The 24,533-nt window shown below is 28.8% G+C and carries 22 protein-coding genes; 16 read left to right on the forward strand and 6 right to left on the reverse strand.

Annotated elements, in window-relative coordinates:
• The first annotated feature begins 65 nt into the window (after nucleotides 1-65).
• Entirely contained in the window at nucleotides 66-476 is a 411-nt protein-coding gene (locus tag CSPB_RS04125; protein ID WP_089193260.1) for an Hsp20/alpha crystallin family protein, read from the forward strand.
• Between the two features lie 32 nt (nucleotides 477-508).
• Here CSPB_RS04125 and CSPB_RS04130 read toward each other — a convergent pair whose 3' ends face one another.
• The gene (locus CSPB_RS04130) at nucleotides 509-913 is read right to left on the reverse strand and encodes an acyl-CoA thioesterase (protein ID WP_033915673.1); all 405 of its coding nucleotides are present in this window, start codon (nucleotides 911-913) and stop codon (nucleotides 509-511) included.
• A 135-nt stretch (nucleotides 914-1,048) separates the two neighbouring features.
• On the opposite strand from CSPB_RS04130, the gene CSPB_RS04135 reads away from it, so the two are divergent.
• On the forward strand, nucleotides 1,049-1,492 hold the full coding sequence (locus CSPB_RS04135; RefSeq protein WP_033915663.1) for a hydrogenase maturation protease: 444 nt from the start codon (nucleotides 1,049-1,051) through the stop codon (nucleotides 1,490-1,492).
• Here the strand turns inward: CSPB_RS04135 and CSPB_RS04140 are convergent.
• On the reverse strand, nucleotides 1,484-3,580 hold the full coding sequence (locus tag CSPB_RS04140) for a hypothetical protein (RefSeq protein WP_089193261.1): 2,097 nt from the start codon (nucleotides 3,578-3,580) through the stop codon (nucleotides 1,484-1,486). The genes CSPB_RS04135 and CSPB_RS04140 overlap by 9 nt on opposite strands.
• Before the next feature lie 166 nt (nucleotides 3,581-3,746).
• Between CSPB_RS04140 and groES the strand changes: the two genes are divergently transcribed.
• The 12 genes from groES (at nucleotide 3,747) to CSPB_RS04195 (ending at nucleotide 15,677) form a co-directional block, all read left to right on the forward strand.
• Nucleotides 3,747-4,007, forward strand: a complete 261-nt coding sequence (gene groES / locus CSPB_RS04145) for a co-chaperone GroES (protein WP_089193262.1) — start codon at nucleotides 3,747-3,749, stop codon at nucleotides 4,005-4,007.
• 11 nt (nucleotides 4,008-4,018) lie between these two features.
• Nucleotides 4,019-5,656 (forward strand): chaperonin GroEL, encoded by a 1,638-nt coding sequence (gene groL / locus CSPB_RS04150; protein ID WP_033915660.1) that lies wholly within the window; start codon nucleotides 4,019-4,021, stop codon nucleotides 5,654-5,656.
• Between the two features lie 53 nt (nucleotides 5,657-5,709).
• Entirely contained in the window at nucleotides 5,710-7,290 is a 1,581-nt protein-coding gene (locus CSPB_RS04155) for a hypothetical protein (protein ID WP_151899140.1), read from the forward strand.
• A 208-nt stretch (nucleotides 7,291-7,498) separates the two neighbouring features.
• A complete protein-coding gene (locus tag CSPB_RS04160) occupies nucleotides 7,499-8,641 on the forward strand; it encodes a hypothetical protein (RefSeq protein WP_089193264.1) in 1,143 nt (380 codons plus the stop codon).
• 273 nt (nucleotides 8,642-8,914) lie between these two features.
• Nucleotides 8,915-9,082, forward strand: a complete 168-nt coding sequence (locus CSPB_RS08655) for a hypothetical protein (RefSeq protein WP_193625319.1) — start codon at nucleotides 8,915-8,917, stop codon at nucleotides 9,080-9,082.
• A 9-nt stretch (nucleotides 9,083-9,091) separates the two neighbouring features.
• Nucleotides 9,092-9,784 (forward strand): disulfide bond formation protein B, encoded by a 693-nt coding sequence (locus CSPB_RS04165; RefSeq protein ID WP_089193265.1) that lies wholly within the window; start codon nucleotides 9,092-9,094, stop codon nucleotides 9,782-9,784.
• A 20-nt stretch (nucleotides 9,785-9,804) separates the two neighbouring features.
• Nucleotides 9,805-10,692: a hypothetical protein gene (locus CSPB_RS04170; protein WP_089193266.1), complete on the forward strand. Its 888-nt coding sequence runs from the start codon at nucleotides 9,805-9,807 to the stop codon at nucleotides 10,690-10,692.
• A gap of 11 nt (nucleotides 10,693-10,703) precedes the next feature.
• The gene (locus tag CSPB_RS04175; RefSeq protein WP_089193267.1) at nucleotides 10,704-12,971 is read left to right on the forward strand and encodes a molybdopterin-containing oxidoreductase family protein; all 2,268 of its coding nucleotides are present in this window, start codon (nucleotides 10,704-10,706) and stop codon (nucleotides 12,969-12,971) included.
• Between the two features lie 9 nt (nucleotides 12,972-12,980).
• Complete coding sequence (locus CSPB_RS04180; RefSeq protein WP_089193268.1) at nucleotides 12,981-13,529, forward strand: 4Fe-4S dicluster domain-containing protein; 549 nt, start codon at nucleotides 12,981-12,983, stop codon at nucleotides 13,527-13,529.
• Nucleotides 13,530-13,538: 9 nt separating this feature from the next.
• Complete coding sequence (locus CSPB_RS04185; RefSeq protein ID WP_089193269.1) at nucleotides 13,539-14,186, forward strand: TorD/DmsD family molecular chaperone; 648 nt, start codon at nucleotides 13,539-13,541, stop codon at nucleotides 14,184-14,186.
• A complete protein-coding gene (nrfD, locus tag CSPB_RS04190; protein WP_089193270.1) occupies nucleotides 14,159-15,022 on the forward strand; it encodes an NrfD/PsrC family molybdoenzyme membrane anchor subunit in 864 nt (287 codons plus the stop codon). Before CSPB_RS04185 ends, nrfD begins: the two co-directional genes overlap by 28 nt.
• 49 nt (nucleotides 15,023-15,071) lie before the next feature.
• Nucleotides 15,072-15,677, forward strand: coding sequence for a hypothetical protein (locus CSPB_RS04195; protein WP_089193271.1), 606 nt, complete (start codon nucleotides 15,072-15,074; stop codon nucleotides 15,675-15,677).
• Nucleotides 15,678-15,993: 316 nt separating this feature from the next.
• Here the strand turns inward: CSPB_RS04195 and CSPB_RS04200 are convergent, their stop codons facing one another.
• Nucleotides 15,994-17,994, reverse strand: coding sequence for a bifunctional C40 family peptidase/M15 family metallopeptidase (locus CSPB_RS04200; protein ID WP_089193272.1), 2,001 nt, complete (start codon nucleotides 17,992-17,994; stop codon nucleotides 15,994-15,996).
• A 107-nt stretch (nucleotides 17,995-18,101) separates the two neighbouring features.
• On the opposite strand from CSPB_RS04200, the gene CSPB_RS04205 reads away from it, so the two are divergent.
• Entirely contained in the window at nucleotides 18,102-19,685 is a 1,584-nt protein-coding gene (locus CSPB_RS04205; protein ID WP_089193273.1) for an ABC-F family ATP-binding cassette domain-containing protein, read from the forward strand.
• Nucleotides 19,686-19,901: 216 nt separating this feature from the next.
• Entirely contained in the window at nucleotides 19,902-21,521 is a 1,620-nt protein-coding gene (locus CSPB_RS04210) for a lactate permease LctP family transporter (protein ID WP_033915649.1), read from the forward strand.
• Between the two features lie 43 nt (nucleotides 21,522-21,564).
• On the opposite strand, the gene CSPB_RS04215 is transcribed toward CSPB_RS04210, so the two are convergent.
• Genes CSPB_RS04215 through CSPB_RS04225 form a run of 3 tightly spaced genes read right to left on the reverse strand, consistent with a single transcriptional unit; the run spans nucleotide 21,565 to nucleotide 24,348 of the window.
• Nucleotides 21,565-22,194, reverse strand: coding sequence for a LutC/YkgG family protein (locus CSPB_RS04215; protein WP_089193274.1), 630 nt, complete (start codon nucleotides 22,192-22,194; stop codon nucleotides 21,565-21,567).
• A complete protein-coding gene (locus tag CSPB_RS04220; protein ID WP_089193275.1) occupies nucleotides 22,187-23,611 on the reverse strand; it encodes a LutB/LldF family L-lactate oxidation iron-sulfur protein in 1,425 nt (474 codons plus the stop codon). The genes CSPB_RS04215 and CSPB_RS04220 overlap by 8 nt, the downstream gene beginning before the upstream one ends.
• Nucleotides 23,608-24,348, reverse strand: a complete 741-nt coding sequence (locus tag CSPB_RS04225) for a (Fe-S)-binding protein (RefSeq protein ID WP_089193276.1) — start codon at nucleotides 24,346-24,348, stop codon at nucleotides 23,608-23,610. The genes CSPB_RS04220 and CSPB_RS04225 overlap by 4 nt, the downstream gene beginning before the upstream one ends.
• Nucleotides 24,349-24,533: the final 185 nt, after the last annotated feature.

Below are 24,533 nucleotides of genomic sequence, written 5' to 3' on the forward strand. Positions count from 1 at the left end.
AAATATAAAAATATTTAGTATAATACGCTCAACTTAATTAAATAAATAAAATAAAGGAGAATAAAATGAAAGTTACAAATTACAACCCATTGTTTAGTTTAAATCCGTTTGAAGATGGATTTTTTTCTATTGTAAATAGAAGTGAAAACTTCAAACCTATGGTAAATTTAAGAGAAGATGAAAAAGGTTATAACATAGAAGTTGATCTTCCTGGAATTAAAAAAGAAGATGTAAATATAGAATTAAATGATGGTATTTTGAAAATATCTGGAGAAAGAAAATTTAATAAAAGCGAACAAAAAGATGAAAAATATCACAAAACAGAAAGTTTTTTTGGTAAATTTGAAAGAAGTTTTAGTATATCAAAAGATATAGATACCGCTAACATACAAGCAAAACAAGAAGATGGAGTGCTAGATATTTTCTTGCCAAAAGCTGAAATTATATCTCAAAGTAAAAAAATAGAAATTAAATAAACTAAAAGCTATCTCTTTTTGAGAGATAGCTTTTAAAATCCGTGAAGTCTTTTTAAATCACTATCTATAGGTTTTTTTTCACCAGCTTTATTTACACTTACATATACAACTTCTGCTGTAGTTACTGGAACGCAAATTGTTGTATTTTCTTTAGTTAATCTTTGAACAACTACTTTTACAACTGTTGTAATTGATGTTCTACCAACACTAACTACTTTTGCATAGCAACTTACTATATCGCCTATATAAACAGGCTCGTTAAAAACAGCTTCTTTCATAGAAATAGTAACAACTCTTTCAGGTGCTAGTTCTCTTGCAGCTATAGCTCCAGCTAAATCTATCTGGGACATAATCCATCCACCAAATATATTTCCAGATGGATTAGTATCGCTTGGCATTGCAACTATTTTTATTTTTGGTTCTCCCATATCTTTCATTTTTATATCCTTAATTTAAAAATTTCATGAAAATATACTATTAAAAATTTAATATTTTATTAAAATAATTTATAGTTTAAAACTATTTTTTATTTTTTTAGATAAACTTACTTATAAATTTAAATAAGGTTTTATATGAAAAAAGCACTTTTATGTATAGGAAATGAGTTAAGAGGAGATGACGGCATAGCGTTGTATTTAGGAAAATTAGTAGAAAAAGAACTAAAAGATTGGAAAGTGTTTTATGGCGAAGATGTGCCAGAAAATGAGTTTGAAGCTATTAGAAATTTTGCTCCAGATATTTTAGTGGTAGCTGACGCTATAAGTGGTTTTAAAGAAGGAGTAAGCGAATTTTTAGATATTAGCGATGAAAAAACATATATGTATTCTACACACAACCTACCTACTCCAGTTTTACTGAGCTATCTTAGAACAATATGCTTAAAAACTATATTTTTAGGTATTTCAGTCCTTCTTGAAAATGTTTTAGACTTTAAAGAAGGACTTAGTAAAAATGCCTTGCACTCAGCAAATTTGGCTCTAGATAAAATTAAATTATTAGATAAAGAACTAAAATAGCCCTTTTAAAATCCCTTTAATCGCATCTTTTGCCACATCTTTTGATGAGGCATTTTGATCTAAATTTGTAGTATTATTAGTATCTACACTATTTGTACCAAAAAGTTTATCTAAACCCTTGTCAATTTTTCTTGAGAATTTTGATTTCAAATACTCTGAACTTACATTATATTTAGGTTCTTTTGTAGTTCCTGTTATATCTATAGATATATCTGTTTTTTCTATATTTCCCCTTACTGGTATATAAATTTTAGATGTAATTAAATTTATATTTCCATCATCTACATTAAATGAACCTTTACTTTTTTTACCGCTTTTTCCACTATTTCCAATCCATGCATCAAAATTTACAATATTGCTTTTTATAGTTCCGTTTACATCAGTCTTATCAAAAACAGCTGCTTCAAAACTCCCTTGACTTACAGCTTTTAGTATATTGACAAACTCATTACTAGCTATCGCACCATCATTTATATCTAAAGAAAAGCTTCCATAAACTTTGTTTAAATCATAGTTAAAACTAGCATTTCCAATGCCATCATATATATGTTTATATCCTAGCATATCTGTTAGTTTTTTCATATCAAAATTTTTAAAATTTGAAGTTAGTATCAAGGCGCCAAAACCAGTTTTGTTAAAATTGTCATTTTTTATATCTATTTTTAAATTTCCATTAAGAAAATTTGAAGTTAATGATGTTAAAAATTTTCCATTTTGTATAGTTGTACTTCCATTTGCAACAAAATTTCCTTTTAATTTTGTATTTGTTAAAAATGATAATTCATTTAAATCAGAAATATTTAAAGTATAATCTGAGCTAACTTCACCATTTTTCATAGTTGCATTTTTTATATCAAATTTTGCAATTTTACTATCTAAATTTGCTTTTGCTTTTATCGTATCATTTTTTTTATCAAAATTCATATCAAAATTATATGTTAGATTGTTTGGAAAATTTTTACCAGTTATGCTATCTAGTTGTGTTTTATTTAAAAGAGCTTCTTTTATATTTGCAGCTCCGCTTACATCATTAAAGCTCATATTTGAACTTATATCTGCATTTATTTTTCCGCTAGATAAATTTGGTTGATTTAGCATTTTTAAAACTTTTGACAAACTAACATCTTTAAGTTTGATTTGTAAATTTTCGTCTTTTACATTTGCTTTTATATCTCCCTCTAAACCTAAAACTTTTGCATTAAAAAGTGATAATTTCTTATCTTCTATACTAATAGCACCAAGTATGTCTAAATTTCCAATCAATTTTTGTTTAGTAAATGGCTCAAGTTTAGAAAGATCATTTAATTTTATATCAAAATCACTATCTATATGTTTTGTTTTTAAATTTATAGTTGTGTTTTTAGCACTTGCTTCTAAATTTAAATTTGAGTTTAAATATGTTTTAGAATTTATAGTTTCGCCTTGCATTTTTAACTCACTAATGCCACTTAGAATAGTATTTTGAGGTAAAGATATATTTAAATCATTTTTAAAAACTTTTTCGTTTAATCTTATATCTTTTGCATTTATGGTAGCTTTACCTTGTGCGTTTTGAATATCTGCATTTACATCAATGCTGCCAAAGGCATATAATGGCTGTTTCGCAAGAGGTAAGGCTTTGGCTAAATTTAATCCATTTGCATCTATTTTTAAGGTATATGGCTTCATATCTATGATATTTGCCATTATTTTTACATCGCTATCTAAAAATTTTCCACTTGCATTTGCATTGAAATTATTTATATTTCCACTTACTTTACCAAATAAATTCATATTTTCTTTAAGTTCAAGTCCAAAGCTTTTTAAATTTTTTATATCTACTTTATATTCAACATCAAAACTTCTTGAAAATATAGAATAAGGTCCATTTAAATTTAAAAATATCTCTTTATTTATATCGCCTTTTAAATTTAAATTAGAAAAACCAATCCTAAATGTTTCAAATTTTATATCATATCCACTCTTTTCCTTTATCGTTTTCTCAACATATGGCTTGATTAGATTATTTCCTGTACTAGAAAATAAAAACATAATTAGAAGTATTAAAAAAGCGATAACACTACCTAAAATCAAAAATATTTTTTTCATATTTATCCTTTAATTTAATATTTTATATCATATAACTTTAGCGTATATGACTAAAATTATATGATAATTTTTTGTATAACTATTGACATTTTATAAAAATTATCATATAATTTCATCACTCAAAGCAAAAGAGTGCTAATAAATTTATTTTAACAAAGGAAACAAAATGAAATTCAAACCACTTGGTAAACGTGTTTTAATAGAACGCGTAGAAGAAACAAACACGACTGCTACAGGCATTATTATACCTGATAATGCTAAAGAAAAACCTTTAAGCGGAAAAGTAATTGCTGTTAGCAAAGAAGTTGAAGGTATAGAAGAAGGAGATAGTGTTATATTCGCAAAATATGGCGGAACAGAAATAACACTAGATGATAAAAAATACTTAGTTTTAAGTATTGATGATGTTTTAGGTATTATAAAATAAGGAGATAAAAGATGGCAAAAGAGATAATTTTTTCAGATGATGCAAGAAATAGACTTTATGATGGCGTAAAAAAACTTAATGACGCAGTTAAAGTAACAATGGGGCCAAGAGGTAGAAATGTGCTTATACAAAAAAGCTTTGGTGCTCCAGCTATTACAAAAGATGGTGTTAGTGTTGCAAAAGAGATAGAGCTAAAAGATACTATAGAAAATATGGGTGCAGGACTAGTAAAAGAAGTAGCGAACAAAACAAATGATCAAGCGGGAGATGGCACAACAACTGCTACAGTTTTAGCTCATTCAATATTCAAAGAAGGTCTTAGAAATATAACAGCTGGTGCAAATCCAATCGAAGTAAAAAGAGGTATGGACAAAGTTGCTGAGGCAATCATAGCTGAGCTTAAAAATATGTCAAAAAAAGTAAAAGATAAAAAAGAGATAGCACAAGTTGCTACAATTTCTGCAAATTCAGATGAGGCTGTTGGCTCACTTATAGCTGATGCTATGGAAAAAGTTGGTAAAGATGGTGTTATAACAGTTGAAGAGGCAAAATCAATAAATGATGAGCTCAATGTTGTTGAGGGCATGCAGTTTGATAGAGGATATTTAAGCCCATATTTCATCACAAACTCAGAAAAAATGACAGTTGAGCTAAGCAATCCTTATATATTGCTTTTTGATAAAAAGATAACAAATTTAAAAGATTTACTACCTGTTTTAGAGCAAGTTCAAAAATCAGGAAAACCTCTTCTTATAATAGCTGAAGATATCGAGGGTGAGGCACTTGCTACACTAGTTGTAAATAAACTTAGAGGTGTTTTAAATATATCTGCTGTAAAAGCTCCTGGTTTTGGTGATAGAAGAAAAGCAATGCTTGAAGATATAGCTATCCTAACAGGCGGAGAAGTAGTTAGCGAAGAGCTTGGAAGAACACTTGAAAGTGCTGGCATTAGCGATCTTGGCGAAGCTGATAGAGTTGTAATAGACAAAGACAACACAACTATAGTAAATGGCAAAGGTGAAAAAGCTTCAATTGATGCAAGAATTAATCAAATAAAAGCTCAAATTGCCGAAACAACAAGTGATTATGATAGAGAAAAATTACAAGAAAGACTAGCAAAACTTAGCGGTGGTGTTGCTGTTATAAAAGTTGGCGCAGCAACTGAAACAGAAATGAAAGAGAAAAAAGACCGCGTTGATGATGCGCTAAGTGCAACAAAAGCAGCAGTTGAAGAAGGTATAGTAATTGGTGGTGGTGCAGCTATAATAAAAGCTGGATCAAAAATCAATTTAAATTTAAGCGGCGATGAAGCAATAGGTGCTGATATAGTAAAAAGAGCTCTTCGTGCTCCACTTAGACAAATCGCTGAAAATGCTGGTTTTGATGCTGGTGTTGTAGCAAATGCAGTTGAGATAAATAAAGATGAAAACTACGGCTTTGATGCAGCAAAAGGCGAGTATGTAAATATGTTTGAAGCAGGGATTATAGATCCTGTAAAAGTTGCTAGAGTTGCTTTACAAAATGCAGTTAGTGTTGCAAGTTTACTTCTTACAACAGAAGCAACAGTTAGCGATATAAAAGAAGACAAACCAGCTATGCCTGATATGAGTGGCATGGGCGGTATGGGTGGTATGGGTGGTATGATGTAATTCCACCATGCCTTTTTAAGCATCTCTTAAATATAGAGATGCTTAAATTTACTATGAACTCGTTACTTAAAATTTTAATCTTTTTTACATTAATATCTTTTGTATTTACTTTTGAAGAATTAAATTGCATTGGCTTTTTGCTGTATTTTACCATGTTTTTACTAGTATTTGGTTATGAAATTTTTTCTTATAATATTATCAAAAAAAGATTTTTAAACTACGCAATATTTAGAAAAAACAGCAAAATAAAACCTTTTTTAAGCGGAAATTTAAGCCATAGCGTATCATCTTTTATAAAAGCTCTATTTTTTACAACTATATTGATTATAAACTTTTCAAATATAAATAATTATATTTTTTTGTATATTTTTATTGCTCTACCCTTGATTTTTATAATTACCAAATTTATAGTTATGAAAAAACTAATGCGCGAGTTCAGGATGGCGAATTATAGCCTTAAAAAAGTTATAATTTATATTTCAAGTACTGTTTCAACCATTGTTTTTATGATATTTTTTATAAATTTTATGCTTTATAAAAATGTAAATTTATCCGAAATTTTTATACTAAAAACAATAAATACCCAATGCGTTTTGATAAATGAAATATTGGCAGTAAATAGTTTTATAGAAAATATACAAAATTTTTTATACACAACAATACAAAAACAATTTGCAAAAATAATAGTTTTAATTATTTTTAGTTTTAATTATTTTGTATTTTTTATCGCAATTATGCATATTTATTCGTTTTTATTTACAAAAAAAGATAAGAAAAATAGCTTTAAATTTGGGTACTTTTTACAAACTATTTTTGTTCTAGCATTTGGTGTTTTGATATTTTTTCTAACATCATTTTTAAATCAAAATTATGAAAATAAGCTTCAAAGCGAACAAATTATACTAAATTTAAAAAATAAAATAAATATTGCAATAAGTCAAAATTTAATGAATACCAAAAATGCAATAGACATTTATATAGATCAAATTTATGAGCTTAGCATAGATAAAGCTGTTAAAAATATAGCTGATTTTGAATATGCTTGGTATAGTGATTATGTAAAGCTTTATCATGGTGCCATTGATAAAAACGCATCAATTTTTTATAAAAATAAATTTGATGATATTATTAAAAGTAGCTTTCCTGTAAACTTAAATGACGATATAACAAATATAATTTTATTAAATTTAGATAATTTAAAAAAAGATATAAGTAATATTGCAAATGAAAACGCCATAAAATACGATACGACAAAAATTATATCTATTATAGATATGCAAAGTTATGAATTAAAATTTGGAATAAATTCCGTTTTAACACTAGGCGGAATAACAGCTCTAAAAACTGGGGCAAAACTCGCTGCAAAAAGTGGAGCAAAGTTGGCATTAAAAAGTAGCACTAGTCTTAGTGCCGGAACAAGCGGAGCTCTTTGTGGTCCAGCTAGTATAGTTTGCGTTCCGTTATTAGCCATAACCACTTGGTTTGGCTTTGATTATGTAATATCAAAAGCCTATGAGAGCTTAAATAGAGAAGAATTTGAAACTGAGCTAAAAGCAGAACTAATGAATCAAAAAGAAAATTTTAAAGCCCTACTCTATCAAAACATAGATAGGTTATATTTTAAATTTATATAATTAAATTTTTGATTTTTCAGCTTGATGATTTCTTAATGAATAAACTTTTTTGTTAATATTAAATCAAGCTACTAAATCTTATAGCAAAAAATTATAAGATTTTAAATACATAAATAAAACATAATTATTATAAAAATAACTACATAAAACACTATTTAAGACTAAGTAAGATAAAATTTAGTATTATTAAATTTTTGAAAGTAAATATATGGAAAATATTTTTTTAGAATCTTATGATGTTTTTAAACTATATCCAAATAGTAGTGGTAAAGTTTTTAATGAATTTTTAAATAATAATAAAAAATACCATATAACTCGCTGTTATTACTCAATTATGATTGAAAATACATTTTTAACATATTCTCACTTGATGATATATGAAACGCTACTTTATATGCTTTTTTCTCAAAATAAACTTAAAAATAGAGATTTTACTTTTAAGATTAAAAAATCAGACCTTGTTAAGAAATTTAAAACAAACATTACAAAAACAGGAGTTGATACTATAAAAAGATTTCATGAGTTAAAAGATGTAAAAATTACTATTTTTGTTAAAGATAAAATTCAAGATGAAATGAGCATTATTGATTATATAAGTATTTCAAAACTACAAAAATACGGCGATATACCAGATGAAGTAGAAATAAAATTAAATTCTACATTTTTAAATTTATATCAATGTGCTTACCTTGATAAAATTGAGTATTTAAATAGTTTTAGTGAAGAAAAAGGTAGTTTTGTAAGGTACTTTATGCAACATCAACTAAATGGCGGTACAAGAATAGAAGCTATAGTTGATAAAATGGGAATAATGGACTATATCCCACTAAGTAGAAAGAAAAAATTTAAAGATGAAATTTCAAATTTAAATTTTTACTATAAAAATGAAAAACATATAGCAAAAGATGGATTTGTGGTACTAGAAAATACTCAAGGCAAAATTTATCAAAATCAAAATGCTTTTATTTATCTCTTTGGTATAATAAATCAAGAATTAAATCAAAATTTAAGCAAAAAAATAACTTTAAATAATGAAAATTTAAAACCTTATTTTGAGCGTTTTGGAAAATTCCAATCTTGTGATATTTTATTTAAAATGCTAAACAATATGGAACTTTTACTAAATAAATCGGTAAATTTTGATACAAATAACAATGAAGTGATTTGCTTTTCTCACTTTTTTGAAAGCATAGTTTTTGTAAATAAACAAGATTTTAAAATATGCATAAATTTAACACAAAAAGGATTTGAATATATCTTATCTAAAAAAGCAAATTTAGATCTTTGGGATGTAGAGTCTAAAGATTATGGACTTACATTATATCCATCAGAAGAAAATTGTAAAATTTAATCTTTTAAACCTTCATATAAAAACTCCAAAAATCATTTTCTTAAAAATTTACAAATTTCTATTTATACTTTTTATCCACTTTTTTATAATATTAAAATTTACTTAAAAACATAAAAAATTATATAAAATTATATTTTTTAAATAATAAATTTAAATAAAATTATATTTTTTTATAAAAAATACTATTTTTTAAGTTTATTTTAAATAAAAAATAATATTATACTTTAAATTAATAGTTAATAATATAAATTAAATCTCATTTAAGGAGTAAAGATGGAATTCTTACAATTAGTCTTACTATTAATAGCGTCTTTGATTATATATCTTAAACCAGAAAAGAAGCGTATAGCTGCTACTTGTGGTTTTGTTGCATGCTTAATACTTGTTGTACTTGAGTTTTATGTGAATGCTTGGGTTGTTGTACCTATTGGAAATTTTTAGGAGTTAAAAATGCTTGATTATGAGAAAAATTTTTTTAATCAAATGGCGGTAGCTGTGATTTTACTTATGGCTTTGCCAGTTGGGATTGCTTGTATAGTTTTGGGATTTGGCATGGGTGATAGTCCTTGTATTATGTGTTGGGCTGAGAGAATTACTATGATAGTTATCGCATTTATTGGTCTTTTCATTGTTAGATATGGCTTTAAAGCCTCATATTTTGCAGCTTTAATATTTATGGCTTGTTGGGGACTATTTAACGGATTTATCCATTATAGTATAGATGGAACTTTTGGTGGATATTTAGATATCAAACAAGGTTTTGGTCTTGAAATTTTCGGGGCTCATACTCAGTTTTGGGTAGTTGTTGTAAATTTTTGTGTCTTGCTATTTTTAGGTCTAATTTTTATTTTAAATAGCAAACATATCGCTGAAATTATGAAAAAAAGTTCAAACAACGAGTATGAAAAAGAATTAAAAAATCTTTTTTTAGGTAAAGTTGCCAACATTGTGTTTATAGTAATTATCGCTTTTAATTGCATTCAAGCTTTTGTAACATCAGGAATTCCACCCTATCTTGCTTCAAGCACGCCAGCAAGAATGAGTTTGGATACTAATAAATGGTTTTGGGAAAAAGATCATTGGGAAAGTGCATTTGACTTTAGATTTGATTGGAATCCAGAGCTTCCAGATTTGCCTGAATAATGGTGATTTAAGGAGAGATTATGAAAAAATTATTTTATTTAATTTGCATTGTAAGTTTTAGTTTTGGATTTGAGTTTGATTTAAGTAGTCAAAACTCACCCTTAAAAGGAGTTACGGCTTTAAATCCTGCTGTTTTAGAAATAAGCATAAATTTAGAAAACGATAATGCTATTTTAGGAGCTGATTATGATAGTGCTACAAAGCAATTTGCCCTAGTTAGCAAAGAAAATGAATTTTATATCACTGATGAAAATTTTAAAGCCCTAAGGTATGCCAAACATGATAGACATTTTATGCTAGAAATGGAAAAAACAGTAGGGGCAACTTGGTATAAAAGTGATGTTGGGATGATAAGCTATAACAAAAGTTTTGTTATTTACGAACCGATTGATATAAATGATGAAAAGGAGCAAAATGAGCAGTGGAAACATCTTTTAAAAGGCTATGATAAGTGGAAACTTAAAGAAAAAAATAGATTTTCTACCCTTAGAGCAAAGCAGCAATATATTTTAGGCTTTGATTATGATGAGAGCAAAAATATATTTTTAAGTGTGAGTGTGCCAAATGATGTGAGAGATTATTGGAGTGTTGCTGTTTTTGACGCGGATGATAAAATGATACTTGAAGAGTATATACCAAAAATAGTAGGAAATTTAAGCATTGATGAAAATAGAAATTTGGGCGAATTTTATATAGTTGGCGTGGATATTTTGGATGATTGTGCATATTTGCTAAGCAAAAACTACTCTACTATTTTAAAACTTGATATTAATAGCAAGAGTTTAATTGATGCTTATAGTTTTGCAAATGTTCCAAATCCTGTTGCTTTAAGCATTAAAGACAATAAATTTTATATATTTTCAAGAAATAATAAAGAAAATAAAGTTTATATCTTTGATATGAAATAAGGATAAAAATTATGCAAAGAAGAGAATTTTTAAAGCAAACTGGAGTTTTAGCTATTGCTAGCGGAACTCCAAATTTGTTTGCTATGGAGCAGTTTGAAGTTGATTTTAAACCTAAAATTCACAGCAAAAAAGATACAACTTATCACTACTTAACCTGTCCTAGGAATTGTCGTGATGCTTGTTCAATCGTAGCAGAGGTTGTAGATGGAAAAATGGTTGCTATGAAAGGAAATCCAAAACACCCTTTAACACAAGGAAGCGTTTGTGTTAAAGGACACACCTATCCATTGCACCTTTATAATGCAGATAGAATTATGCATCCAATGAAAAGAGTTGGAAAAAAAGGCGAAGGAAAGTGGGAAAAAATTAGCTGGGATCAAGCTTTAAAAGAGATTGCCGCAAAACTAACTAAAATAAAAGAGGAATTTGGCGGTGAAGCTTTAACCGAGTTTGTATATTCAGGAAATGAAGGGCATATTTCAAAAACAATAGCACCTGGAAATTTCTTTGAAAAATATGGTGCTACAAGGCTTGTTAGAAATCCTTGCGATTGGCCTAGATACGCAGGAACTCCTAGCGTTCTTGGAACTGATTATTCAAAAGATGCATTAGAAATCGATGAATCAGATATGTATATTAGCTGGGGTTCAAATGAGTCAAATACAGCCGTGCATTGGATAAGATTTGCTCATCGTGTTAAAAAAAGAGGTGGAAAAATCATTGTAATAAATCCAATTAGAATCCCTCTTGCAAATCAAGCTGATATGTTTATACAAATCAAACCATCAAGTGATCCTGCTTTTTGTTTAGCAGTTTGTAAATTTATCATCGAAGAAGATCTTTATGATCACGAATTTGTTGAAAAATATACAATGGGCTTTGATGAGTTAGTTAAAGAGTGTTCATTATATACATATTTAGAACTTGCAAATATGTGCGGGGTTAGCGTTGATGAGATAAAAGTATTTGCAAGACTTTATGCAAAAGCTAAAAATCCAGCTATTATGCATGGCGATGGCGGACAAAGACATTATAATGGTGCAAGACTTGTTAGAGCGGTTACATTTTTGCCTGTGCTAGTTGGAGCTTTGACCAAACAAGGCGGAGGTTTATTTTGGGCGTATGTGCATGTAAGCGGGTGCTTTAATTTTGAAAATTGTATGCCTGATTTATCGCCAAAAGATGAGTTTGGTAACAAAATAGAAAGGCAAAGAGTAAGTTATGTGGAATTTGGAAAAGGTATCCAAAAAGAAGGTGCAACTTGCCTTGGTAAGCCTGTAAATGTGCCTATAAAAGCTTGCATAAATTACAACTCAAATTTGATGACAACAGCACCAAATACAAATTTAATTAAAAAAAGAATTATAGAAGATGATTTCTTTTTAGTTGTGATTGATCCATACAATACTGATACTTGCGACTGGGCTGATTATGTTTTACCAGGAGTTACGTTTATGGAGAGCGAAGATATACAAAATGATCAAATTTCAGGATATGTTTGTTATAACGCTCAGGCTGTAAAACCACTTGGCGAAGCTAAGACAAATTTGGAATTTTTCAACGCTCTTGCAAAAGCTATGGGCTATACAGAAGAGTGTTTTGACTGGGATAGTGAGACTGTTTGTAGGAAATTTTTAGATACTAAGTTTGCAAAAGGTCAAAATATAACTTATGAAAAACTAAAAGCCACAGGTCAAATTAAACCATTTAGAACCCCTGAAACGATGAAAGAGTTACATCCACACTATCCATACGCACCAAAAGATAATTTAACTTTTGGCACCCAGAGTGGAAAATGCGAGCTTTATTCCAAGAAATTTAAAGATGCAGGATACCATCCTGTTATTGATCTTGGAACTGATAAGGATTATTATGAAAAGCATTATGGTAAAGAATATGTAAAAAAATATCCACTATTTTTCATGACTCCTGGAAGCCAACTTCAAGATAATACAAACTGGGGAAGTATGCCTTATATTGTAAAAAGAATGGTTAGAAACGGCGAAGCGATGATTTTCATGACAAAAGAAGATATGGATGATCGTGGCATAAAAGATGGCGATATTGTAGAGGTTACAAACGAAAAAGGAACGGCGATATTTTGTGTCGTAGAGTCAAACGAGATGAAGCCTGGTTTAACTTATGCATGGCGACATGTTTGGGCAAAAGCCACAAATTCAAAAACAGTTGCAAATATTTTGTGTTCTGATGGAATCAGCGATTTAGGCGATGGCTCAACATATGCGGCTAATTTCGTTGAAGTTAAAAAGCATAATTAGAGGTGTAAGATGAAAAAATTAGGATTTTTATTTGATCAAAATTTTTGTATAGGTTGTAAAGCTTGTGAAATTGCTTGTCAAGTTTATCATAATCAAGATCCAGATATTAACTGGCGTCATGTAGATAGGATAAAAATTCATGAAGACGGCATAGCTAAAGATATGTATCTTTCTAGATCCTGTCATCACTGTGATAATCCAACTTGTTTGCATGTTTGTCCAGTTGGAGCTTATAAAAAGCTTGATAATGGAGTTGTTGAACCAATACATGATAGATGTATAGGCTGTGGGTATTGTATCTTAGCATGTCCATATAGCGCTATTACAAAAGGCAAAGATAAAAAAGCACAAAAATGCAATCTTTGTTCTGAAAAATTACAAAGAGGAGAAGAACCAGCTTGCGTTGAGTGTTGTCCTGTTGGGGTTTTAAAATTAGTTCCAAGCGATCTTAGCGATAGTGCTGGTATGCAAAAAGAGATGGTAGGGTTTGTACATAGCTTTACAAAACCAAATATTAGATTTTATCCAAAAATCAAAAGTGCAAATTTCACTAAGTAAGGATAAAAAATGAAAGAAATTTTAGCTAATAGTTTGCTCGTAGAAGATATTTGTAGAAGGATATTTTTATTTGATTTTGATAAGAAAAATTTAGATGAAATTTTAAATATTTCTATAAATTTAGATGAAATTTATAAAACACATCCTTTTATAAATGATTTACAAAAGGCTAAAATTCAAGAATTTTTAGATGAAGCTAGATGGGAATTTAATAGACTTTTTGTAGGACCTGCAAGACCAAAAGCTGTGCCGTATGAATCAGTTTATTTCGACTATCACAATATGTTTGGCGAAAAAACTATGCAAGTGAGGGATTTTTATGAACGAGCTGGTCTAAGGGTTAAGAAATTTGATAAATTTCCTGATGATTTTATAGGATATGAGTTTGAATATTTATATTTTATGAGTTATAAAGCTTTAAACGATGAGGATGATTTTGCTAAGATTATTCAAGAAAAAAAGAGCTTTTTAGAACTTCATCCATCGCAATGGTTTGATAAATTTATAGAACTTTGCATAAAAGAATCAAAATTAGAAATTTGGAAGAATCTTGCAGAGTTTTTAAAATTGTATCTAAAAAATGAAATTGAAATTTTAAATAAAATTTTAAAAAACAAAAAGGATTTAAAATGCAGCAAGAAATTTGGGGATGGCTGATAGTCATATATCTATTTTTAGGAGGTCTTGGAAGTGGTGCTTTTTTATGCTCAGTTTTAGCATATAAAGGCTATTTGGGCAATTTGGATGAGAAATTTTATAAATTTGGATTTTTCTTAGCTCCTGTTGCTGTGATTGTAGGAACGATTTTACTTTTGCTTGATTTAGCACCAAGTGCGGCTATAAATCCATTTGCTATCATCAAGCTTTATTCTCATCCTACATCCATGATGAGTTTAGGAACATATTTGCTGACATTTTTCATAATTGTTACTTTGCTAGTATTTTGGTCAATAAAAAACAAAAAAGCTTTAAATGATAGAGTTTTGTTTTTAGGCTCATTGTTAGCATTAGGAGTTATGGGCTATACTGGACTTTTACTTTACACTGTTAAGGCTATTCCGCTTTGGGCTAGTATTTGGGTTCCAATAATTTTTACTATTTCAGCAATATCGACAGGACTTAGTGCAAATTCAGCATATAGTTTAAACAAAGGCAATGAACTAACTCACGAAGTTCATACTTTGCACAATGTTTTGATTATTTTGGAAATTGTTGCTATTATATTTTTATTTTCATCTGTTTCTAGCGAGTTGGCAGGTTTAAAAAGTACAACTAAAATTATGTCAGGTTCGTTGGCATTTGTGTTTTGGATAGGATTTATACTAGTTGGTTTGTTGCTTCCACTTATTGGCACAAGTAAATATATAATGAAAGCTAAAAATTCTCAAGCAGTAGTTGAAGTAAAAAGCTGTGTTTATAGCGAATATGCTGTTTTAATCGGTGGTTTTTGTCTTAGAGCATTTATTATTTTTGGAGCATTTTATATATTTTAGTTTAAACAAAGTTAGGTATAATTGCCTAACTTTGTTTTGAGGGAAATTTGTGAAATTTAAGGATTATAAAGCTAGCATTGATCCAAATAGCGATATATTTCATGAACAAGAGTTGCTTTATAAGAATTTTTTCATACTATCTTTTAATGAATTTTTAAAATCAACAAATAGCGAAATTTGGAAGCTTAGCATTGATGATGAAAGTTTAAATTCATATCCAAATTTTATGCAAAAACATCCCCTTTGTATATCTTGTAAAAAATATAAAAACAATGCATTCCAGTTTAGAATTTGTTGTGAAAATAAGATAAATGGTTTTGGATATAGACTTTTTATCAAAGTAAATGAAGAGCATAGAGATTTTTTCAGCGATGGTTCTTTAAGTGATGATATAGCAATGTTTTTAAAGACAAAACACTTAAGCGAGTTTGATAATATCTCAATATGTGGCTGGTGGATAACAGATATTTGGAGAGAACTTTTTAAAATAAATGATGAAAGTGATAGTGAATTTTTTATAAATGATATAATATCTCATCAATACACAAAGGATATGCTTAATATAAACGATAAATTATTAAAACTCCAAAATTCGGGCGAATTTGATACATTGATAAATTCTATAAAAAACTCTTTAAAATCTATTAAAAATTAACTTTAAATGCAATGATATAGCAATCATTACTATAAATTTAAGAAAATGTATTGTGATATTTAGTATCTATTTTAGTAATGAAAATTTATAAAATACAAATTTTAATATTGCGAAAATTTATACCAAACTAATAATATTATTAGTAAAAATTTAAAAACACTAAATTAAGTAAGTCTGTTATTTTGATTATCACACTATAAGTTTTATAAAAAACTATATAATTATCAAATTTTTGGTTAAAAGTAAAAATTTGATAATTATAGCTATAAATTTTAACAAAAATTTATAGCCTTATTTGTATGTATTTAAATATGTATTACTGAAAAAATTCTGGTCTGTATTCAAAATGCATTGTATCAAAATGTTCCCATCTACCGCCCCAAATAAATCCATGTCTTTCAAAAATATCAACTATCTCTTTTGGTATGGAATTTTCATATAAACCACTCTTACTCCACTGCCAATAATGCGAATAATTCGTGTTTATATCTATTGCTATGCCCCAACTATGTGAACTTAGATTATTTGAGTTGGCTATTTTTCTATAATTATAAGTTCCGGATGGATTATTTAGATATTTTAATAACTCAGGTCTATTTTTTATAAGCAAATCCAAATCATCTGAGACATTTTGAATAGCCTTTGCTGCACCATTTTGCTTATTAAATTTAAATTTTTTATTTACACTATTTTTAAGCCAAATAATATCAACTAAGTTTTTTTCAACCTCTTGTCTATTCTTACCATAAATTTTTCCAAAAAATTCTTCATTTCTAAATCTTCCAGCATTGTTTAAATTTTTGCCTACATTAGAAAAACTAAAATAAGGCAAAGCTAACATATCAAAAACACTAGGATTATCTAAAAGCTCATCAAAGTTTTTATTTATTTTATTATCCTTAAAAGGCATTTTAGAACCATCTTTAAACATAATTTCATTTCCTTTTATAGTTACACCATAATTTTGCGAGATAATATCGTTTTTTGATTTTGCTACTACATTCATAGAAGTAATTTTTGAAAGAAGAAGACTTTTTTCATCTATATCATTTCTATCTTTTCCTATATCAAGCTCTGTTATGGCAATTTGAGATATTAACGCTCTTGAGTTATCCTTTGTTTTTATACCCCAAGCGTCATGAATGGCAACAGGCTTACCATCTACATTTCCGGCATAAAGCATAACATGTCCTGGCATATAAAATATAGTTAAAAAAGGAACGGCATATTTTTTTATAACATTAAGTTTTTCTTCATTACTCATATTTTTTAAATTTACAACATACCCTACTTTGCCTTGTTGCTTTGAATTTCTTGGAAGCCAAAGCCCAAAAGTAGCAAAAAGATCTTTTATAAACAAAGAACAATCTCTATAATACCCAAAACCACCCCATCCATAAGGCTCTCCTAAAACACTACTTATAGCATATTTTAAATTTTTACTATTAAATTTAGCAGGAAATTTAACAACTTTATCTTTTGAAATGTAAAACTCATTTTGTCCATTTTGCGTAAAAACTTTACCCATATAATGCGTTGCATTTTCATCATAAACTCTTAAAACCGCACCCATTCTAGCTTCAAACAAAAAATTTCCAAATTTATCATAAACAGGCGTATCATCTACCAAAACAGATATTAAATTTGAATTTTTTATCTCATTTTTTTCTATATCATTTAAATACCTAATATCTCTTGTATCTATCCATCCAAAAAGTGCGTCACTTTCTACTAAAACCCACGCTTTATCTTTTGAATAATGAGAAACAAAAACAGGCGAATCTATGTGTAAAACAGATGATTGAAGATAATCAAATGGATAGCCCTCCCCTGCTTTATTAAAGCTAAGAAATATTGGCCCACTTGTAGGCAAATTTCTAACAAGAGTATTTTTTGTAGTAATTGCCAGTCTTGATACGCTTTTATAAGCTTCTTTGTTTGCGTTATCGTGAATTTTTTCAAACCACTCATCTGAAATTTGATGTCTATTTGGAGAATAATATTTTTTATTTATAGTATTTTTATATGATAATCCCCAAAGAGCTTCATCTGCTGGCAAATTTATAAAAGTTTTATCTAAAATATTACCAATTTTTTTAGTAAAATCAACATTTATTACATAATTACTAAAATCATATGAATTTAAAGAATTTACATTCTGATCTATATTTAATTTTAGCAAACTAAGCTCATCTATGCTGCAAGTTTCGCAAACTTGAGTTAATGGTTGAGTATTTTTAACTTCTTGATTTTTAGCACAAGATACTAAAAAAAATGCACAAGATATAGATATTAATATATTTTTAAATTTTTTCATTTTTTTCCTTTAAACAATGTATTTTATCAAAAAATATAAAATATAGTATTTTTTGACAAAAAAAACTTTTTTGATTACAATTTGCAAAAAATAATACAAGGAAAGATATGTTAGAAGTTAATTCTCTTAGCATGAAATTTGGGACACAAATTTTGTTTGAAGATGTAAATTTAAAACTAAATAGAGGCAACAGATATGGACTTATTGGTGCAAATGGAGCTGGAAAATCAACATTTTTAAAAATTCTCTCTGGCGATATTGATTATAGTAGCGGCGACATAATCATAGAAAATGGTCTTAAAACCGGCACCTTAGGGCAAGATCAATTTGCTTTTGAAAATTTCACTATAAAAGATGCGGTTTTGTATGGAAACAAAAGGCTTTATAATGCTATGAAAGAAAAAGAAAAACTTTATATGAGTGAAGAATTTACCGATGAGATAAATGAAAAACTAAGCAAACTTGAAATAATTACAGCAGAAGAAGACCCTACATATGAATGTGAAACAAGAATAGAGAAAATTTTAAGCTCTCTTGGATTAAATAACTATGATAAACTTATGAGTGAGCTTGAAAACTCTGATAAATTTAAAGTTTTATTAGCACAAGTGCTTTTTCCAAAACCAGATATTTTATTTTTAGATGAGCCCACAAATAACCTTGATTTAAGTGCGATTTCATGGCTAGAAAATGAGCTAAATAGGCACGAGGGAACTATGGTGGTCATAAGCCACGATAGGCACTTTTTAAATAGAGTTTGTACGCATATACTTGATGTTGATTTCAAAAAAATTCGTGAATTTAGTGGAAACTATGATGATTGGTATATAGCAGCAAATCTTATCAAAAAACAAGCTCAAATGCAAAGAGAGAAAAAGCTTAAAGAAAAAGAAGATTTGGATAAATTTATAGCAAGATTTAGCGCAAATGCAAGTAAGGCAAAACAAGCTACAAGTCGCCAAAAACAGCTTGAAAAGCTAAATATCGAAGATATTGCAGTTTCAAGCAGAAGAGAGCCTAGCATTTTGTTTAAATTAAATAGAGAAATAGGCAATGAAATCTTGGAATTAACAAATATAAATAAAAAATTTGGCGATAAAATAATTTTTAATAATTTTAACTTAAAGCTAAAAAAAGGAGATAAAATAGCAGTTATTGGGCACAATGGTGTTGGAAAAACTACACTTTGTAAAATCATTATGAAAGAAATACTCCCAGATAGTGGAAATGTCCATATAGGTGCAACAATCGAGCCAGGATATTTTGCACAAGATACAAATAATAAAATTAAAGGCGAATTAAAACTTTATGAGTATTTGCAAGACGCTAAAAACAAGGATTTAGATGAGATTAGAAAATGCCTTGGAAGAATGCTTTTTAGTGGGGACGAACAAGAAAAAAGTGTTGGGGATTTAAGCGGTGGCGAAAAACATAGGGTAATGTTAAGCAAACTTATGTTAATAAAACCAAATTTACTAATATTAGATGAACCAAATAATCACCTTGATTTAGAAGCCATTATTGCTCTTGGAGAAGCGCTTTATAACTACGCTGGAAATGTAATTTGCGTTAGCCACGATAGAGAGTTAATAGATGCATTTGCAAATAGGATAATAGAGATAAAAGATAACGGGGAAATAACTGACTTTAAAGGAACTTACGAAGAGTACATGGAATCCCAAATACTCTAAATTTGAGCCAGCTTTGGCTCAAATTTTGTGTCAAAAAAATAAAACAATCCATAATTTTATATATTAATTTTACATTTAAATTTTTTAAAATTTATTAATATTACATTAATAAATAAATTAATTTTATTTTCAAATATATATTTTACACATTTTACATTAAAATTAACCAATAAGCATTTATGTTTATATTTTAAACTAAAAAAGGTGGATTAATAAATGGAATGGAAACAGATTTACGATCCCATTGGGAATATCTGGTTAAGTGCTGGTGTAGCGTCGCTACCTATCATTTTATTTTTTGTATCACTTGTGGTACTAAAATTAAAAGGCTGGAAAGCAGCTTTATTTACAGTGCTTTTAAGTTCTTTTATCGCGGTGTTTGTTTATAAAATGCCAGTAGTTATGGTATTTTTAAGCTTCTCTCAAGGTTTTATGAATGGTCTTTGGCCAATAGCTTGGATTATTCTAGCGGCTATATTCTTATATAAACTATCTGTAAAATCAGGATACTTTGAATATCTTAAATCAAGCGTTATAGCTATAACTCCCGATCATAGAATACAAGTTATACTTATTGCTTACTGTTTTGGTGCATTTTTAGAAGGTGCTATAGGTTTTGGTGGTCCTGTTGCTATTACAGCTGCGCTACTTATGGGTCTTGGTCTTAGACCTCTTTATGCTGCTGGACTTTGCATGATAGCAAATACAGCTCCTGTTGCTTTTGGTGCTATTGGAATTCCAATTATCGCAATGTCTCACGCAGTTGGAGTTGATCCAGTGTCTGTTGGAGCTATGGTTGGTAGAATTTTGCCTCCTATAACACTATTTGTTCCATTTTTTATAGTATTTTTAATGGATGGCATGAAAGGCGTAAAAGAAACTTTTCCAGTTATAGCAATTGCATCAGTGTCATTTGCTATAACTCAATATATAACATCAAATAGCATAGGACCAGAGCTTCCAGATATAACATCTGCGATTGTATCTCTTGTTTGTACAACACTATTTTTAAGAGTATGGCATGTAAAAAATGTATTTAGAGTTAAAAGTGCTGATGAATACACTGAAACAAGCCTATCAACAAAACAGATACTTCTTGCTTGGATACCATTTATTTTCTTAATCATAACCGTTGTACTATGGACACTACCTATTGTAAAAAATTCATTAGCATTTTCTACATTCAACATAAGTATGCCTTATATAAATGGGACTATGATTCAAACAGCTCCTATCGTTTTAGAAGATACATCTATAAAATCTGTATTTAAATTTGATTTACTAGGCTCAGTTGGAACAGCCATATTTTTTGCTGCAATTTTAACTATTTTTGCACTGAAAATTAAACCAAAAATGGCAGTAAAAGCAGCTAGCGAAACAGTAAGGGAGATGTTTATCCCTGTTATAAATATAGGTCTAGTTGTTGCTTATGCATATATTGCAAAAAATAGTGCCCAAGCTGCTACTATGGGGCTTGCTCTATCGCATACAGGAGACGCATTTGCATTCTTTTCTCCAATCATAGGTTGGCTTGGTGTATTCTTAACAGGTTCTGATACAAGTTCAAATTTACTATTTGGACCATTGCAACAAGTCACAGCTCATCAACTTAACATACCTGATATAATGTTTTTGGCAGCAAACTCAGTTGGTGGAGTTGTTGGTAAAATGATAAGTCCTCAAAGCATAGCAGTTGCTTGTGCGGCTGTTGGATTAGTTGGAAGAGAAAGTGAGTTGTTTAGATTTACTGTTAAATACTCAATATTATTTATAATAGCAATAGGCGTGATTTGTTATATAATAACACACTTTTTACCTTTTATTATACCTGCTTAACTTATTAAATTCTAGATACTTAAAGTATCTAGAATTTGTTTTATCAATACAAAATTACATGCATTATTTGTGAACCATGAACACCTATTACAAGTTGTAATTCTATATCACTAGTTCTTGATGGACCTGAGATGAAGATAGTATTTGTTGGAAGTCTTCCGTCTTGCTCTTTGATTTTATTTAATGCTTCACTTAGACTTTTTACAATATTTTCTTTTTTTAGTAAAGCTATGCATACTCTTGGAGTTAAACTTAAAGTTCTTGGCTGCTCTTTAGATGCACTTATACAAAGAACACCATGTGAACTAATGCCAAATCTAGCTTGGATTATGGAAACATCATATTCAAAAATTTTCTCTTTAAATTCTTCTATATTTTTACTAAACTCAAATTTGTTATCTATGTTTAAACTATTTATATCAATAGGTAAATTTGATGGATAAATTAGATTTTTAACACCTTCATTTTCTATAATCATGTTTATCTCAGAAACTATATCAGAAGTATTCTCGTGCAAAATAGATTTATTTTCTACAATTCTATTTTTAAATTCACTAAACATATCAACATCATCTTTTATAAAGCTTACTGGATCTTTTGTAATCTCTGGAACAAAATTTTTTATGCCGCAACTATTTTTTAATTTTTCTAGAATCTCTTCTCTACTACTCATATTGCACTCCTTGTACTTTTGATATATTTTCATTTAAATTATAGTCAAATTCAAAAAGATCTCTATACGCAAACCAATTTTTCAAAACAGGCAATTTTTCACCATTTTTATGTATAAAATTGTTAAAATTTATAGCCATTCCAGCCACTTTTCTAAATACAAAACCATGAGTTGCTGCAAATGTAAATCCTTTGAAAATCATTTTTTCATACCCGTTATGAACAACTTTTTCTGCGCCATATGGAGGATTTTTACCTTGACCTATTTTATCTCTACGAAGTTTTCTTATTATATCTGCAAGAGGTATTTTAACAGGGCAAACCTCAGAGCATCTTCCACAAAGTGAACATAATGTCAAAACATCATCATGCTTATCTAAACCAAAAATTTGAGGACTTATAACCTCGCCTATTGGTCCTGGATATACACTTTGATAGCTATGACCGCCTATTTTATCATAAACTGGACAAAAGTTCATACAAGTTCCACATCTTATACATCTCAATGCTTCATAATACTCTTCATGTGCTAACATATCTGTTCTATGATTATCAAATAAAATTATATGACACTCTTTTGGACCATCAAGCTCCCCTTCTCTTCTTGGTCCACAAATTATATTATTATAATTTGCTATGAATTGACCAGTAGCAGATGGAGTTAATAATCCGACTAAAGTAGCTGCGTCTTCTATAGTATCAACAACTTTTTCTATACCACAAACACTAATCAAAACATCTGGTATAGTATTGCACATTCTACCATTTCCTTCGTTTTCAACCAACCAAATAGCGCCCTCTTTTGCTATTAAGAAATTTCCACCGGTTAATCCTATCTTGAGTTTTTTAAATTTCTCACGCATATAGTCTCTTGCTATTGCGTTTAATTTTTCAGGATCACTTTCTTTTGGAGCTCCTAGTTTATCATGAAAAATCTCGCCTATCTCATAACGATTTTTATGAATCGCAGGAACAACTATATGAACTGGCTTATCATCTATTAATTGAATGATAACTTCACCAAGATCTGTTTCTAGGGCTGTCATTCCTTTTTCTTGTAAATAGTGATTTAATCCAATTTCTTCACTAGCCATTGTTTTTTGTTTTAAAATAGTATCTAAACCCTTTTCTTTCATAATATCATGAACTATTTCACAGGCCTCATCCCCGTTTTTAGCCCAATGAACTATATAACCATTTTTTTTGGCATTTTCTTCAAATTCTAAAACTCTATTGTAAAGTGAATTTAATATTTTATTTTTTGATTTTTTACCTACTTCCCTTTGTTCTTCCCAATTATTAAATCTATTTTGGGTAATTTTTTGTTTATTTTTTTGAAGTGCATGCATTGCATTTGATAAATTTTCTCTTAATTGAGCGTTATTTAACTCGTGATCTACTATTTTTTTGTGATTCATAGAGCTTCTCCTTTTAATCTTTTATCGATAAAATCATATAGATGAATAGGTTTAATATCTATATTATGCCTACTCATTGCTCCGGCTATATTCATTAAACAGCCTCCATCTGCAGAAATCACATATTTACAGCCACTATTTTTTATATCTTTTATTTTTTCTAACACCATGGCATTTGAAATTTCTGGCTCTTTTACAGCAAAAGTACCCCCAAAACCGCAACATTCTTCCTCATATTCAAGTTCAACAAATTCCACATTTTTTAATCTTCTTATAAGATTTTTTGAACTCTCTATGCTTTTTCCAACTCTTAAAGCATGGCAGTTTGTGTGCCATGTTACTTTGATAGGCTCACCTTTATCTTCGTATTTTACATCTAAAACCTGATCAAGATAATTGCCAAATTCACAAATTCTAGAACAAAAATCTTTTACTTTATCAAAATTTGAATCATCCTTAAAAAGATCCAAATAATCATGCTTCATCATACCAGTACAAGATCCACTTGGAACTAATATCGGATAATTACCCTTAAAAAGTTCCACATTATAAAGAGCAATTTTTTTAGTCTCTTCAAAATAGCCAGTATTATAAGATGGTTGTCCACAACATGTTTGATCTTTTTTATAAATCACCTCTATACCCTCTCTTCTTAGCAAAGAAACAGCACTCATAACTGTTTTTCCCATCATAGCAGTGCCAAGACAAGTAGCAAAAAGATAAACCTTTTTACCCATATTAACTCCTAAAATTAAAATTGTTACTAACTGATTTTATCAAAATACCCTAAAAATAACTTTCTTGTTTAATATTAGTTTTAAAACAATAGTATATATTTATAATAAATTAAAAATTGCGGAATAATGGGCTTTGTATTTATAATATAAATTTAATATGGACTTTTATAAAAATAGTATAAGCA

This window comes from Campylobacter sputorum, assembly GCF_002220775.1.
Lineage (GTDB): Bacteria > Campylobacterota > Campylobacteria > Campylobacterales > Campylobacteraceae > Campylobacter_F > Campylobacter_F bovis.